At 68.3% G+C, this 16,310-nt stretch carries 4 protein-coding genes; all 4 read left to right on the top strand.

The window, feature by feature from the left end; translation table 11 throughout:
- Positions 1-112: 112 nt before the first annotated feature.
- The 4 genes from Ari01nite_RS16285 to Ari01nite_RS16270 are packed head-to-tail and all read left to right on the top strand — an operon-like array spanning position 113 to position 16,228.
- The gene (locus tag Ari01nite_RS16285; RefSeq protein ID WP_438872172.1) at positions 113-3,001 is read left to right on the top strand and encodes a helicase-related protein; all 2,889 of its coding nucleotides are present in this window, start codon (positions 113-115) and stop codon (positions 2,999-3,001) included.
- Positions 2,998-7,716, top strand: coding sequence for a class I SAM-dependent DNA methyltransferase (locus Ari01nite_RS16280; protein ID WP_203782095.1), 4,719 nt, complete (start codon positions 2,998-3,000; stop codon positions 7,714-7,716). The genes Ari01nite_RS16285 and Ari01nite_RS16280 overlap by 4 nt, the downstream gene beginning before the upstream one ends.
- Entirely contained in the window at positions 7,713-14,090 is a 6,378-nt protein-coding gene (locus tag Ari01nite_RS16275; protein WP_203782094.1) for a DEAD/DEAH box helicase, read from the top strand. The genes Ari01nite_RS16280 and Ari01nite_RS16275 overlap by 4 nt, the downstream gene beginning before the upstream one ends.
- Positions 14,090-16,228, top strand: coding sequence for a UvrD-helicase domain-containing protein (locus Ari01nite_RS16270; RefSeq protein WP_203782093.1), 2,139 nt, complete (start codon positions 14,090-14,092; stop codon positions 16,226-16,228). Before Ari01nite_RS16275 ends, Ari01nite_RS16270 begins: the two co-directional genes overlap by 1 nt.
- Positions 16,229-16,310 lie beyond the last annotated feature (82 nt).

Genomic DNA, 16,310 nt, shown 5'->3' with positions numbered 1-16,310 from the left:
CGGCGTGTCCGCCTTTCGTAGTACTCGGCAGCCCATTCATCCGTGGCAAGGGCTGGAAGGACGGTCTATACCGGGCATAGATCCACATAGGATTAAGTCTCGAAAGATTTCGATGGGAAAGCGGGACAACGACGTGCACAATGTCGCTGCCGAGGCGCCACTCGAATTGGCACCGGGGTCGGTCGTGATCATCCGGGACGAGGAATGGCTGGTGCAGACCGCGGAGGAGACTGCGGACGGACTTCTCGTGCACGTCCGTGGCCTCGGTGAACTCGTGCGTGACGTCACGGCCAGCTTCTACGCCTCTCTCGACCGCATCGCACCGCTCGACCCTGCCGCCGCGAGCGTCGTGGCGGACGACAGCCCGCGGTACCGCAAGGCGCGGCTCTGGCTCGAGTCCACCTACCGCAAGACCGCAATTCCGCTGGCCGAGCGTTCGCTAACTGTCGCCACGCAGGCCCTGGCCACACCCTTGAGCTACCAACAGGCTGCCGTGCGCAAGGCCCTCGACCCGGACAATCTTCGCCCGCGGATCCTCCTGGCTGACGCGGTCGGGCTGGGCAAAACCCTGGAGATCGGCATGATTCTCTCGGAGCTCGTGCGTCGGGGCCGAGGGGAACGGATCCTCATCGTCACGCCCCGCCACGTGCTCGAACAGATGCAGCAGGAATTGTGGTCACGATTCGCGCTGCCGTTCGTCCGGCTCGACTCTGCCGGCATCCAGCGAGTCCGGCAGAAGCTTCCCGCGAACCGCAACCCGTTCACCTATTTCCGGCGGGCGATCATCTCGATCGACACCCTGAAGTTGGAGCGGTACGCGGCCAGTCTGAGGAAGCAACGCTGGGACGCGGTCGTCATCGACGAATCGCACAACCTCGCGAATGCGTCCACCCAGAACAACCGGCTGGCCCGCACCCTGTCGCGCAATGCGGAAACGCTGATCTTGGCCTCAGCTACCCCGCACAACGGGCGCAAGGAGTCCTTCGCCGAACTGGTTCGGCTGCTCGATCCGTCCGCTATCCCACCCGACGGCGACCTGGTGGCTGCGGAGATCGAACGTCTGGTGATCCGCCGCCACCGGCACAGCGACGAGGTGGCCAGGGTCGTCGGTGCGGACTGGGCGGAGCGGCAAGAGCCGGAGAACCTACTGGTGCCCGCGAGCCCGGCGGAGAACGCGGTCGCCCGCGAACTCGAGGACGTCTGGCTTTGGCCGCCCGACCAGCGCACCCCCTACTCGGGACAGAACGCTTCGCTCTTCCCGTGGACGCTCGCCAAGGCTTTCCTGTCGTCACCGGCCGCGTTGGCCGAGACCGTCCGGCAGCGTCTGGGGCGGCTTCGGCAGGACGCCGCCGGCACGGTCGAACGAGCGGCCCTGCAGCGGCTGGCCGCTCTCAACGCGACGGCGCTGACGGCGGGCTCGGCCAAGTACACCCGACTGGTCCAGCGGCTCCGGGAGATCGGCGTCGGATCCGGTTCGCGGATGCGGGCGGTGATCTTCGCCGAACGGGTCGCCACCCTGACGTGGTTGCACGAACACCTGCCGGCCGATCTCGATTTACCCACTGAGGCCGTCGCGATCATGCACGGGGGACTGCCCGACGACGAGCAACAGCGCGTGGTGGACGCCTTCAAGCAGGAGCACGCCCCGGTCCGGGTCCTGGTCACCGGGGACGTCGCCTCCGAGGGCGTCAACCTGCACGCCCAGTGTCACGAGCTGATCCACTTCGACATCCCGTGGAGCCTCATCCGGATCGAGCAGCGCAACGGCCGCATCGACCGGTACAGACAGCGGGACCGGCCCCGGATCACCGCCCTGCTACTGGAGCCGGACAGCGAACGCTTCGCCGGCGACATCCGCATCCTGGCGAAGCTGGTCGACAAGGAGAACGAGGCGCACCGCGCACTCGGCGACGCTGCCTCGCTGATGGGCCAGTACGACGTCAAGGGCGAGGAGGATGCCATCCGCACGGTCCTGGCTGGGCAGCGTGCCCTGGACGAGGTGGTGCGGACGCCGGACGAGGTGCTGGCCGGCGACGATCTGTCGGCAATCTTCTTCGGCATCGTCGACGCCGACGACTCCGACGAGGAACCGCTGGCCGAGACGACCGTGAACGCCGGGTCAGGGCTCTACCCGGACGAGGTCTCGTACCTCGAAGAGGCGCTGCACGCCGCCTTCGTCGACCCGACCGGGCCGGTACACAACAACGGTGTCGCCTGGCGGCGCGATCCCGCTTTCGGCACCGCCGAGCTGATCCCGCCACCCGATCTGGTGCAACGGCTCGACGTGCTGCCGCAGAGCTATCTCGCCGACCGGCGGGTCACCGACAAACTCGTTCTGGCCACCACCCAGGCCCGCGGAACGGACCGGCTGGAACAGGCGCTGCGCGACGACACCGGCTCCAGCTGGCCGGACGCGCACTATCTGAGCCCACTGCACCCGGTATTGGACTGGGCTTCGGACCGAGCCCTGGCCGGGCTGGGCCGCAACCAGGTGTTCGCGGTCCGGGGCGACGTCGACGAACCGACCGTGCTGCTGCTCGGCACGCTCACCAACCGGCGTGGCCAGGTCGTCTCGGCGGCCTGGCTGACCGTCGAATTCCCGTTCCCCGACGACGAGTCGTTCGCCCTGGTAAACCCGCACCCGTCGGCTGCCACGGCGCTGGCCGCGCTGGGCTTCGACACCCCGCGGGCCAATCCCGGCCCGGTGCCCGACGCGGAGGCATTGAGCCGATTCATCCCACGGGCCGTGCACCATGCTCGTGAACAGATGCGCGACCTGTTCGCGGTGGCCGAGAAGGACGTCGCACACCGCGTCGAGCAGTGGTCACACCGGCTCGCTCAATGGCAGGACGACGCCGACGCCCTCGTCCAACGCCGTGATCTTAAACAGCGCCGGGTCAGCATCGCCCAGGAACAACGGCTGGTCACCGAAATGAACCCGGACCGGCAACTCGTACGCCCGCTGCTGGTGGTCGTACCTCTCGCCGAGGCGCAGCGATGAGCATGTCCGACGCGATCCTGGTCGGCGAGGGCTGGATCTCCGAGCACTACTTCACCACCGACGCGACGAAGGACTCGTTCCGCGCACGGGTGCTGGAACGCCGCAAGGCGTGGGACGCCGAAGCCGACGAGCGCCGGCTCACCCCGCGCAGCCGGTTCACCGAAGCTCGGCAGGAACTGGAAGCCGACCTGGCCAAGCTCGGCGAGTTGACTGATGTGGAGGCCGATCTCGGCGCCACCGACCCGCAGACCGTCGCAGACGCAGTCGGATCGATCCATCAACGGCTCATCGGCATCCTGGAGCTGCGTGAACACGGCCTCGTCGTCAACGCGGACGGGCCGATCCTGCGAGTCTCGGCCCGCGGCATAACCGGTCGGGCGTCTCTGGTCGTCGTGCTCGCCCAGCCGGTCGTCACGGTCGAGGACATCCTTTCCAAGGACGGCCGGACGCTGGCCGCGCCGGTGCGCTTGGACGACGACGTTGACGAACTCACCTCGGCCGCCAAGCTCGTCTCGGCCTTGTTCGGCGAGGACGACAGCCCCGAACTGATCCTGATCCTGGCCGGCCGGTGGGCGGTGCTGACCGAGCGGGAACGCTGGGCCGAAGGCCGCTACCTCGCAGTCGACCTGCAACTGGTCTGCGAACGCAACGACACCCGGCGCGGCGGCGAGATCGACCGAGCACTCACCTGCCTGTCCGCCGCGTCGATCGCCCCGGACGCGGATGGCAACCTGTGGTGGAGCGGCGTCCTCGCCGACTCGATCAAACACACCGTCGGCGTCTCCCAGGATCTCCGCGAGGGCGTACGCCTGTCGATCGAGATCATCGCCAACGAGGTTGTCGCCCGCCGCCGCGCGCAGGGCCTCGCACCGCTCCCCGCCGCGGAAGCTCAGCCGCTGGCCAAGCAGGCGTTGCGCTTCCTCTACCGAATCCTGTTCCTGCTTTACGCGGAGGCCTCACCCGAGCTGGGCGTGCTGCCGGTCGGCGCCCCCGAATACGACCGGGGTTACAGCCTCGACCGGCTCCGCGAACTCGTCCAGGTCCAGTTGGCCACCCCGCGAGCGCGCACCGGAACCCACCTCTACGAGTCGTTGGGCGTGCTGTTCCGACTGGTCGACCGGGGCCACCGGACCGCCGAACCGAACAGCGACGACGCACTGTCTACGCCGGGACTCACCTTCAACCCGCTGCGCGCCGACCTGTTCCGGCCTAGCGCCACCGCGCACATCGACGCGGTCGGTCTCGGTAACGCGGCCCTTCAGGAGGTGCTCACCCACCTGCTGCTCAGCAAGGAACGGCGAGGTAAAGACAGAGGCTTCATCTCGTACGCGGAACTGGGCATCAACCAGCTCGGCGCGGTCTACGAGGGGCTGATGTCGTACACCGGCTTCTTCGCCGACACCGACATGTACGAGGTGGCGAAGGGCGGCGACGGCAGCAAGGGTTCCTGGGTGGTGCCGGTGGACCGCGCCGACGGCATCGAGCCCGCCGACTTCGTCAAGCAGATCGACAAGGTAACCGGCGAGCCGCAGCCGGTGCTGCACCCGCGAGGCTCGTTCGTGTTCCGGCTGGCTGGCCGGGAACGGCAGCAGTCGGCGTCCTACTACACCCTCGAGGTGCTGACGAAGTTCACCGTCGGGCAGGCGCTGGAGGAACTGCTCGACCAGAACGGCGTGCGCACCCCGGCCGCCGACATCCTCAGCATGACGATCTGCGAGCCGGCGCTCGGCTCGGGCGCGTTCGCCATCGAGGCGGTACGTCAACTCGCCGAGCAATACCTCAAGCGCCGCAAGGAGGAACTCGCCGACGAGGGCAAAACCATCGACCCTGACGACTACCCGGCGCGTCTGCAGGAGGTGAAGGCGTACCTCGCCCTGCACAACGTCTACGGTGTCGACCTCAACGGCACCGCGGTGGAACTCGCCGAGATCACCCTCTGGCTGGACACGATGGTGAAGGGACTGGCGGCGCCATGGTTCGGTCTGCACCTGCGCCGCGGGAACTCGCTGATCGGGGCGCGCCGGGCGGTCTACCAGCGCAGCCAGGTCACCGACAAGTCCTGGCTGGGCGCGGTGCCGGACGAGGTGCCGTTGACCTCCCTGGTCGAGGACATTGACGCGGAACGGGTCGGCACCGGCGGCATCCACCACTTCCTGCTGCCTGCCGACGGTTGGGGTTCGGCTGCCGACGCCAAGGACGCCGCCGCGCTCGCACCCGCGGCAGCGAAGAACCTTAAGGCCTGGCGGGGCAGCACCAAAACCAAACCCACCAAGCAAACCATTGACGCGTACGCCGAACTGGCGCACCGGGTCGAATCGCTGTGGCAGATCGCCTATCGCCGTGTGGACATCGCCGAGAAGCAGATCCGCCGGCACATCCCGGTGTGGCAGGCGGGGGAGTTGCCGGTCGGCGGGGCGGTGCAGCGGGAGGAGATCGAGGCGGCACTCGCCGACGAGGAGGGCGCCTACCGGCGGCTGCGCCGGGCGATGGACGCGTGGACGGCCCTGTGGTTCTGGCCGCTCACCGACGAGTCCGCCACCGTGGACGGCACTGTGATCGCTCCGCCGACGGTCGCGCAGTGGATCGCTGGGTTGCAGGCGCTGCTGGGCCGCAACCCTGAACTGCGCAAACGCAAGCCCGCCGGACCCACCCTGAGCGCCGGGATGAGCTGGGCCGAACTCAACGAGGCCGAACGGGTGGAGATCGGTTTTGCCGGGGCCCGACCGATCGAGACGGTGCTGCGCGAACATCCGTGGCTGGTGGTGTGCGAGCGCATCGCCCGGCGCCAGGGTTTCTTCCACTGGCAGCTCGACTTCGCCACAGTGTTCGCTCGCGGCGGCTTCGACCTTCAAGTCGGCAACCCGCCCTGGGTGCGGCCCGATGTCGACGTTTCGGCGCTGCTGGCCGAGGGCGACCCGTGGTGGCAGCTCGCGCTGAGGCCGTCGCAGGCGCAGGTAGCCGCCAAGCGGGATGCCACCCTCGCTTTGCCTGGCGTGCTGAACCTGGTCATCGACGGCACGGCGGATACGGTCTGCATCGGTTCGTTCGTGAGCGCGGGACCGCAATATCCGCACCTCGCCGGGCTACGGCCGGACCTGTACCGGTGCTTCATGGAGGTGATGTGGCGACATGGATCGGCCCGCGGCGTAATCGGCATGATCCACCTCAACTCACACTTCACCGACGAGAGAGCTGGCCCGCTCCGCGCCGAGCTGTACCTTCGCCTGCGCCGCCACTGGCACTTCGTCAACGAGCTGCTGCTCTTCGAGATCGAACATCACAAGCATTTTGGTATCACCATCCACGGGTCGCGGCAGAGTCGGCCGAGCTTCACGCAGGCGAGTTGGCTTTATCACCCCGACACTGCGGCGCGGTCGGTGGTGCACGACGGTTCCGGGCCGGAACCCGGTCTCAAGGACGACCAGGGACGTTGGGACGTGCGGCCGCACCGCTCGCGGGTCACCAGGGTTGCCGATGACACGTTGCGCGCCTGGCACGCCACGATGGAGACCGACGACGTGCCGGTTCGGGAGACCCGGATGGTTTACGCAGTAAACCAGTCAACGGCATCTGTCCTCGAAAAGCTGTCTCGCGCATCGCGTATCGGCGAGCTTGGGCTCCGTTTCTCGCAGGGATGGAACGAGACGACAGATCGGCGCAAGGGGTACTTCGAGTCGGAATGGGGCGTGCCGGATTCCTGGGATAACGTGATCCTGCAGGGGCCGCACCTGTTCGTGTCGACGCCGTTCTACAAGGAGCCGAACGAGTCGCTGCGCAACAACCAAGACTGGTCGGTGACGGACTTCGAGACGCTAGCAGTTGACGCGACTCCGGCGACGGCCTACCAACGCCGGGGTGACCGCTACGACTACGACTGCGCCTACACCGACTGGGGCGACGAGGAGCACCCCAACCCGGCCCGCGATCACTACCGCATCGCCTGGCGCACGATGGCAGCCAACCAGGGCGAGCGCACCTTCATCCCGGGGTTGATTCCGCCAGGGCCGGCTCACGTTGACGGCGTCTTTTCGATAGGAATGCCTGACGGCGACCCATCCGATATTGCCATCGTGTGCGGATACCTTTCAGCGTTGATCACCGACTTCTCAATTCGGGTTGCGCCCAAGTCGACAATCCGTGCGGGCGCGGTGGCTCGGATGGTTCGTGGCCGACGGCAGCCTCTGGACGTCTACCTGCTCCTCCGCGCTCTGCGTCTGAACGCCGTCACGGACGCCTACGCCGATCTTTGGAGAGCGTGCTATTCAGTCGAGTTCTGTCGCGATCGATGGACCGGAGGGCTCGACCACAATCAGCAGGCGACGTTAGGGCAGGTTGGGCCGGAGTGGACGCCGACGACACCGTTGCGGGTTGCGGCCGACCGGCGGCAGGCTCTGGTGGAGATTGATGCGTTGGTAGCGCTGGCGCTCGGGTTGACTGCTGACGAGTTGTGTTCGATCTATCGGACCCAGTTCGCCGTGCTCCGGGGCTATGACGGCAACGTCTACTTCTACGATGCCAACGGCCGGCTCGTACCCAATTCGGTCCTCACCGTTTGGCGGAAGAAGGGCGACCGGATCGCCGCCGAGGAGCGCACCGCCACCAACCAGGCCGGCAACACCTACAGCTATGAGCTGCCGTTCGTCACCCTGGACCGGGAGGCGGACATGCGGGAGGCGTACGCGGTCTTCGAGCAGCGCCTGCGGGATCGTCAGTGACCGAGTTACTCCCCACCGTCCAGGCAGCAAACGTTCGGGCCAGTCTCGTCGACTACCTGACGACCACGTTCGCGCTGACCGAGACGGACCCGCGCGACGGCCTCGACACGTTCCTGTCCGACCCGGTCACCGGCATGTTCAAAGGCCCCTACGTACGGCTGCGGTTGCCGTTCCGCCCCGCCGAGCCGGGCTGGCGGCAGCACCTCGACTGGTATGCGGGCCCGCCGCCGTACGGTCATCAGGCCGCAGCCTTCGCCCGGCTGACCTCGCTGGGCGGGCAGCGCCCGCAGCCTACGCTGGTCACGACCGGCACCGGCTCGGGTAAGACTGAGGCGTTCCTGTACCCGGTCCTGGACCACGTGCGGCGGGCCCGGCTGGAGGGTGTCACCGGGATCAAAGCGCTGATCCTGTACCCGATGAACGCCCTCGCCAACGACCAGGCGGCCCGCCTCGCCGGGCTACTCACCGGGCATCCGGAGCTGGCGTCGATCACGGCGGCGCTCTACACCGGGCAGAAGGACCAGCCGCGGACCATGGTCACGGCGGACGGGTTGATCACCGATCGTGGGGTCATCCGGGACACCGCCCCGGACATTCTGCTCACCAACTACAAGATGCTCGACCAGTTGCTGCTGCGCCACGATGACCAGAGCCTGTGGCGGCAGTCCGCGACCAGCCTGCGGTACCTGGTGCTCGACGAGTTCCACACCTACGACGGCGCGCAGGGCACTGACGTGGCGATGCTGCTGCGCCGCCTCGGCCTGGCACTGAAGAGCCACTGGCGCGACGACGACCCGGAGGTCACGGACGAGGCTCGGGCCCGGCCGCTTGGCTTGATCGCGCCGGTGGCAACGTCGGCAACCCTCGGTGACAAGGGCGATCCGGCTTCGATGCTGGGTTTTGCTGAGACGGTGTTCGGTGAGCGGTTCTCGGCCGATGCGCTGGTGACCGAGTCGCGGCAGGACCTCGCCGAGTGGGTGGGTGACGCGGAGACCGTGGTCGCCGAGGCCGGGTTCGCTGTCGCAGACGAGTTCCGGGCGAGCGAGGTCCGTGCTGCTGTCGATGACCTCGGCACTGACCCGGACGGCGCGGTTCTCGCCCATACGGTGCTGGGTCTGCTCTGGGCCGGTGACCGGGACCGGCTCGCCGAAGCCGGACCGGACCTGCTGCTCGCCCTGGCGAAGGCGCACCCGTTGGTGCAAGAGCTGGCCTTCGAGACCGTCGACGCGATCAGCGTCGATGACCTGGTCCGCCGGATCGCCGGCCAGGCCGAGCGGCGCACCTCCAGTCTCGCGGCCGGCGGCTTCGACGACGACTGGGCGGGGGCGATCACCGCCGTGGTGGCGGCTCTCGGGCACATCCGGGCGGTTGTCGGGCGCGACGCGCTCGCGGTCGACGTGCACCTGTGGGTGCGGGAACTCACCCGCATCGACCGGGCCGCCGACACCACCGCCCGGTTCCGCTGGGGCGACGACGGGCCGCCGGTGGCCGGCGGCGACACCGAGGACGTCCGGCCGTCGTTTCCGGCCGTCTACTGCCGGTTCTGCGGCCGATCCGGCTGGGGGGTGGCGCTCGCTCCAGTCGGCACCGGTCTCGCCGTTGACGACGAGACGATCCGGCGCAACCACGCCAACCAGGAGGGGCGGTTCCGGGCTCTGCTGTACGCACCGGCCGAGGCCGACGCGGCGTACGGCGGGACCGCTGTTCCGGAGGGGCTGGCTTGGTTCTCGGTGCGTGGCCGGGAGTTGCTCGCCGCGCCGCCCGGCGACGACGACCCCGACCTGCGTGACGGCTGGATCCTGCCGGTGCTCACCAGCGCCGGGCGTGACGCCGACGAGCAGGCGCGGCACGACACCTGCCCGTCGTGCGCCCAGCCGGACGGCATCCGCTTCCTCGGCAGCGCCATCGCCACCCTGCTGTCGGTGTCGCTGTCCACCCTGTTCGGATCGGCGGCTCTCGACCTGCGAGAGAAGAAGGCCCTGGTCTTCACCGACTCGGTGCAGGACGCCGCGCACCGGGCCGGTTTCGTGGAGGCCCGTTCGCATACGCTGACCCTGCGCGCGGCACTCAACGCCGCGATCGCTCCCGGCGCGCTCACCCTGGACGCTCTGGTCGAGGACGTCATCCAGCGCACCGGCACGGACCACTTCCAGCGCTATCGGCTGCTCGGCCCCGACTGTGTCGATCGGGAGTCGTTCACCCCGTTCTGGACGTCGAAGACCCTGCGTGGGGTGCCGGCCCGGGTGATGTCCCGGGTTCGCAAGCGGCTCGCGCTCGACGTGGCCTTGGAGTTCGGGCTCAACTCGCGCACCGGCCGGACCCTCGAACTGACCGGCGCCGCGACGGTAGAGGTGGACGCCGGGCCGCCCGCCCGGATGGCTGCCGCCGCGCGAAGCGTGCTGACCGGATTCGCCGTCCAGAGCCCGCTCGACGCGGAGCTCACCGAACCTACCGACGAGCAGCTCGTGCAGTGGGTGCGGGGCGTGCTGGACCGGATGCGGGCCCAGGGCGCGATCGATCATCCCTGGTTCACCAAGTTCCGCCAAGAGGACGGCAACCGCTGGTCCATCTGGGGCGGCCGGCCCCGCAGCGACGGCATGCCCGCCTTTCCCAACACCCGGCCGGCCCCCAGCTATCCGCGCGTCGGCGGCTCGGCTAATTCGGTCCGCGACAGCGATCTGGACGCGGTCACCTCGGCACAATCCTGGTACGCGCGCTGGACATCCCGAGCGCTGTCGGCGAGCCCCGCCGACGGCGGCCGGCTCACCCGGCTGCTGCTCGACCGGCTGGCCCGCGATGGTGTCCTGTCCACCGTCACCAGCCAGAGCGGCGCCACCGTTTACGCGATCCCGCCCTCAGGTGTCCAGGTGGCCCCGACTCGGCACGCCGACCTTGCCGCCAAGCGGCACCTGCTGGCTTGTGACACCTGCCGGGCCGTGGTGCCGGGTAGCCGGACCGCCGTCGACCAGCTCGACGGGGCGCCCTGCATGCTGGTGCGCTGCCATGGCCGCCTCACCCGCGAGACCCTGGCCGACAACTTCTATCGCCGGCTGTACGCCTCGCCGGACATGCGCCGGATCGTCGCGCGGGAACACACGAGTTTGCTCGACGACGCCACCCGGCTGAGCTACGAGGACGGGTTCAAGAAGTCGTCGACCGAGCCGCAAGCGCCGAACGTGCTGGTCGCCACGCCCACCCTGGAAATGGGTATCGACATCGGGGACCTGTCCACCGTCCTGCTCTCGTCGCTGCCCCGCACCGTCGCGTCCTATCTGCAGCGGGTCGGGCGGGCAGGCCGGCTGACCGGCAACGCCCTCAACCTGGCCTACCTCACCGGGCGCGGCGACCAGTTGCCCAAGCTCGGCGATCCGTTGTCGGTCATCAACGGCGAGGTCCGGCCGCCCGCCACCTACCTGAGCGCCGAGGAGATCCTGCGACGGCAGTTCACCGCCTGCCTGATCGACGGGATGGCCCGCGACGAGCGGCACACCCACCCGGCCAGCGCGCAGAAGGCCATCGGAGCCAGCGACCCAGGCTCGTTCCTCGGTGAACTCATTGCCGTCGCCGAGACGGGTGGCCCCGTCGTGGTGCGCCGGTTCACCGACACCATAACGTCGTTACCCGAGCCCACCGTTACCGCGCTCAGCGACTGGGTCCGGCCGTCCGTCGGTGCCGGCACCAGCCTGTTCGCCGGTTATGTGCACGCGGCCAGCCAACGGTGGCAGCAGACCGTCGAGACACTCAAGCAGCGCCAGGCCGACATCAACAAGGTGTTGCCCGAGCTGGAGGCCAAGTTCGCGTCGCCGGCCAAGACCGACGACGACAAGCGGGCCCTGCGGTCGGCCAATACCACGCGCAAGCTGGTCAGCGGTCAGCTCGCGCACCTGCGCGGCGAGTACTGGATCAGCGTGCTGGAGGAGTACGGGCTGCTGCCCAACTACACGTTGCTCGACGACACCGTCACCCTCGCCGTGGGGATCAGCTGGACCAACCCGGACTCCGGCGAGTTCGAGAGCGACAGCGCCCAGTTCCGGCGCGGCTCGGCGCAGGCCATCCGCGAGTTCGCACCCGGCGCGACGTTCTACGCCCGTGGCTGGGAGATCGCCGTCGACGCGATCGACCTCGGCATCGACGGTGAGTCGATCCGTCCCTGGGCGTTCTGCCCCGCCTGCGGATTCGCGGCTGACATCGCGGCCACCGGCCAGGAGCAGCCGATCGCCAAGTGTCCACGGTGCGGGAGCACCGGCATCGCCGACACCGGCCAGCGTCTCGACGTCGTCGAGTTGTCCCATGTCTCGGCCGAGGTACGCCGCGACGAAGTCAAGATCTCCGATCGGCGCGACCAGCGCGACCGCATCCCGTTTCAGCTCATCACGGCCCCCGACATCGATCCGGCAGGCATCGCGGCCAAGTGGTACGCCGACAACACCGGGCTGGGCTGCACCTATCTGCGCAGCATGGACCTGCGCTGGCTGAACGTGGGTGTCCCCGGTCACGGCACGTCGCGGATCATCTCGGCCGACGAGCGCACCGGCACGCTGTTCCGGGTGTGCAGCGGGTGCGGCAAGCTCGACACGGACTCCGGGCGTAACCGCCCGCACGAACACCGCGCCTGGTGCCCGTACCGCAAGGCGGACACGGAGAACACCGTCGTGGTCGCTCTCTCCCGGACGCTGCACACCCAAGGTCTGCTGCTGCGCCTTCCCTACGCGGTCACCCTCGGCGACGATTTCGCCGTACCGAGCCTGGCCGCGGCCGTCCTGTTGGGTCTGCGCGAGCAGATCGGCGGACACCCCGACCACCTCCGGATCGAGCATGTTGTTGAGCCCACCCTCAGTGACGGCACTGACAACCATGACGCGCTCCTGCTGCACGACGTCGTGCCCGGAGGAACCGGATATCTGGCCGACCTGTCCGACCCCGGCCGTCTGCGTGACCTGCTCGCGGTCGCCTGGCAACGAGTTCACGACTGCGAGTGCCGGCACGAGGAACGCCTCGCGTGCCATCGCTGCCTGCTGCCCTTCACCCCGCCCGCGATGCTTCGCCGCACGTCGCGGGCCTCGGCCGAGCGCCATCTCGCCCACCTGCTCGGCCTGAACGAGGAGGCCGAAACCGCGGACGGCCCGCCGTGGACGCTCGTCACCACCCCACCACAGGACAGCCCCGAATCACATCTGGAACAGCGCTTCCGCAAGCTGGTCACGGCGCGGCTGGCCGCGATCGGGGCAGCCATGACGGAGGTGCCGAAACCGTGGGGCAACGCCCTCCGCTTCACGCTCCCCGGCGACCACCGCCAATGGACCCTCACCCCGCAGGTCAACGTCGAGAACTCCCGTCCCGACTTCCTGCTGGAATCCAACGACACCTCGGTACCCGCGGTGGCCGTGTTCACCGACGGACATGCCTTCCACGCCGTCCCATCCCGCAACCGGCTCGCCGAGGATGCCGAGAAACGGCAGATTCTGCGCGATACCGGCCGCATCGTGCTGGCGGTGACCGCAGCCGACATCGCCGCCGCCGAGCAGCAAACCCCGACCACTCCAGCCTGGTTCGCCGAGGCCACGGTGGCAAAGCTGATCAAGCAAGCGCCGTTCCAGACCGCGCCCAGCGCGTACGAGCGGCTGCGCGGCGGCCCGATCAGCTGGCTGCTGTCCTGGGTGTCCGCCCCCAGGCCCGCGGAGATCGGGATCGTTGCGCGGGCCGTGCCGATGTTCCTGGTCGACTCTCAGTCCCGGCGCACGTGTGCTGACGGGATCAGCCTCGCCGCGGTCGGGCGAGCCGTACTGCTCGGCGAAGAACTGTCTCCCGGCACCCGGACCGTCCTGGCACGGAAGTTCGGCGCTGTCGCCATCGTCGTCGAGCCGACCAAGTCGGCTCTGCCGGCCGCAGTAGTGCTCGACGACCGGGACCAGGCTCTCGACGCCACGCACGCGGATGCGTGGCGCCTGTGGCTGCAACTGGCCAACGCCATGTCGTTACGTGACTGGCCCACCGTCATCACGACTGCCAGCCGAGTGGGAAGCCCGGCCGCGGAGGTGGCGGCCCCGGAGCCTGCCGCTTCCGACAGCCTTCCCGACGGCGTCGACGAGAGCTGGGCCTCCGCGTATGAGTCGGCCGCTTCGGGTGTGGAGCGTGACTTGATCCGTCTCCTCGCCGCCCATGGCGAGCTGAAAGCTCCGCTGATCGGCGCGGAGGGTCCGGACGGCATTCCGATGGACATCTGCTGGCCGAATCTGCAAGTTGCTGTCGATCTTTACGACATGCCCGACCAAGACCGAGCTGACCTCCACTCCGCCGGCTGGCAGGTGGTGAAGCCGGAACCGGAGGCCATCATCGCCGCACTGTCCGGTACCACCGACCTCGGAGAGCGCTGATGCCGACCATCATCATGACCAAGTGGCCCGTCAAGATCGACGGCTCGGTCAAGGCCAAGGCGATGACCTTCCTTCAGAAGCTCTCCGCCGACGACACCTCCCCAGGTCTGCACCTTGAACCGATCGCCGGCGCGGCCGACCCGCGCGTACGCACCGGCCGCGTCGACCAGTTCTGGCGCGCCGTGATGTTCCGGCTCGACGGGGCGGGCGAGAGTCACTACGTTATCCACGGCGTCTGGCCGCACGACGACGCGATCGCCGTCGCCAGCCGGGTCCGCTTGAAGGTCAACCCGATCAACGGCCTTCCCCAGATCGAACAGGTCCGACTCGAGCGGTCGGGAACGGCCGCACATACTGTTGATCCGCCCGTAGCCCCGGCCGAGCCACTCCTGGCTCGGCTCGGGCGCGTTCGTGAGGATCTTGTCGGCCGGCTCGGCGTTCCCGCCGACGTCGCCGACCTGGCGCTGGCCGCACCGGACGAAGACACCATCCTCGACCTCGCTCAACGACATGACGGCTGGCTCGGGATGCTCCTGGTAGACCTGGCCACCTCGGACTCGATCGACACCATTGCCGAACGGCTGCAAATCGCGACGCCTGAAGAGACCGGCGACGAAGACGCCGACCTGTTGCGTTCGCTCAAGCAACCCGCCGCCCAGGCCCAGTTCGCGTTCATCGACGGCCAGGAAGAACTTCGTCGGGTCATCGAGAAAGGCGACTTCGGATCGTGGCGGGTATTCCTGCATCCGGAGCAACGCCGCTATGCCGTGCGTCGGTACAAGGGCCCTTTCCGGCTATCCGGCGGAGCCGGCACCGGCAAGACCGTCGTGCTCATCCACCGTGCTCGCGTATTGGCCCGCGAACAGCCGCACGCCCGGATCGTGCTGACGACGTTCACCACGAACCTGGCTGACGCCCTCCGCGACGGCCTCGCCCAACTCGATCCGGCGATTCCGCAGACGACCGCGCTCAACGAACCAGGTGTATACGTCAACGGCGTCGATGCTTTGGCAGCCGCTGTCATTCGGACGGCCGGCACGGCCATCACCGATGCCGTTCAAACCGTGCTGGGCGACGCTCGATCCAGCCCCACCGCACGCACCCCGAACGGGCGGTGGCGAGAAGTCATCGAGGCATCGTCGTCGGAACTGCCACCGGAGATCGCCAACGAGACCTTCCTGAGCGCCGAATACGCTCTTGTGGTCCTGCCCAGTCGGGTGAAGAACGAGGCGGAATATCGCCGTGTCCGGCGATCCAATCGCGGTGTCGCCCTGGACCGCGCCAAGCGCGACAGAGTGTGGGCACTGATCGCTGCGTACCGGGCTCAGTGCCGTATCGACGGCACCCTCGACTTTGCCGAGGCAGCGGCTGTCGCCGCCGCCCATCTCGCTGCCACCGGCGGCCAAGCGGACCACGTGCTCGTCGACGAAGGACAGGACCTGTCGCCGACGCACTGGCAGGTGCTGAGGGCCCTGGTCGCCGACGGCGAGGACGACCTGTTCATCGCCGAGGACTCCCACCAGCGCATCTACGGCAACCACATCGTCCTGGGCCGGTACGGCATCAAGATCGTCGGCCGCTCACAGCGGCTCACCCTCAACTACCGCACCACCGCACAGAACCTGCGCTATGCGATGGCGATGCTCGACGGCGGCGACTACGTGGACCTCGAAGATCAGGAAGAAGCCACCGGCTACCGTTCGGCTCGATCGGGGCCGGCCCCGAAGGTGGACAGCGTGGATTCGCTCGCAGCCGAACTCGACACGATTGCGGACCGGATCCGTTCCTGGCTTGACTGCGGAGCGACGCCCGAGACGATCGCTGTCCTTGTGCCCGACAAGTTCCAGCGCGAGCGAGTGGTCAACGCGCTCAATGAGCGCGGCGTACCGGCGCGAGCAGTCGATCGTGACCGGCCAGCCGAAGGCCGGGTGCTCGTGATGACCATGTACCGGGCCAAGGGCATGGAGTTCGCCAAGGTAGTGCTCGCTGATGCTGGCTTCCGTTCGGCCGCCGAGCAGGCCCGGCTCGACGGCTTGGACGACGCCGAACGGCACGACGCCGAGTTGCGTGCCCGGTCATTGATATATGTGGCCGCCACCCGTGCCCGCGATGAACTCGCCGTGCTCCAGCGGCGATAGTGATGCCGACGTCATGGTTTGTCCGATGTCTCGGGCAAACCATTCGTCTCGTTCATGATCTGGCTCCGCGTCAGGCCCGACC

Source organism: Paractinoplanes rishiriensis (assembly GCF_016862375.1).
In the GTDB taxonomy this organism is placed as follows: Bacteria; Actinomycetota; Actinomycetes; order Mycobacteriales; family Micromonosporaceae; genus Actinoplanes; species Actinoplanes rishiriensis.
Note: the sequence above shows the minus strand (reverse complement) of the source record. Positions and strands in the feature narration are given on the sequence as shown.

Excerpts from the sequence above, each read along its gene's own strand:
- Ari01nite_RS16285 (WP_438872172.1), top strand. The coding sequence starts at position 113 with ATGGGAAAGCGGGACAACGACGTGCACAATGTCGCTGCCGAGGCGCCA.
- Ari01nite_RS16280 (WP_203782095.1), top strand. The coding sequence starts at position 2,998 with ATGAGCATGTCCGACGCGATCCTGGTCGGCGAGGGCTGGATCTCCGAG.
- Ari01nite_RS16270 (WP_203782093.1), top strand. The coding sequence starts at position 14,090 with ATGCCGACCATCATCATGACCAAGTGGCCCGTCAAGATCGACGGCTCG.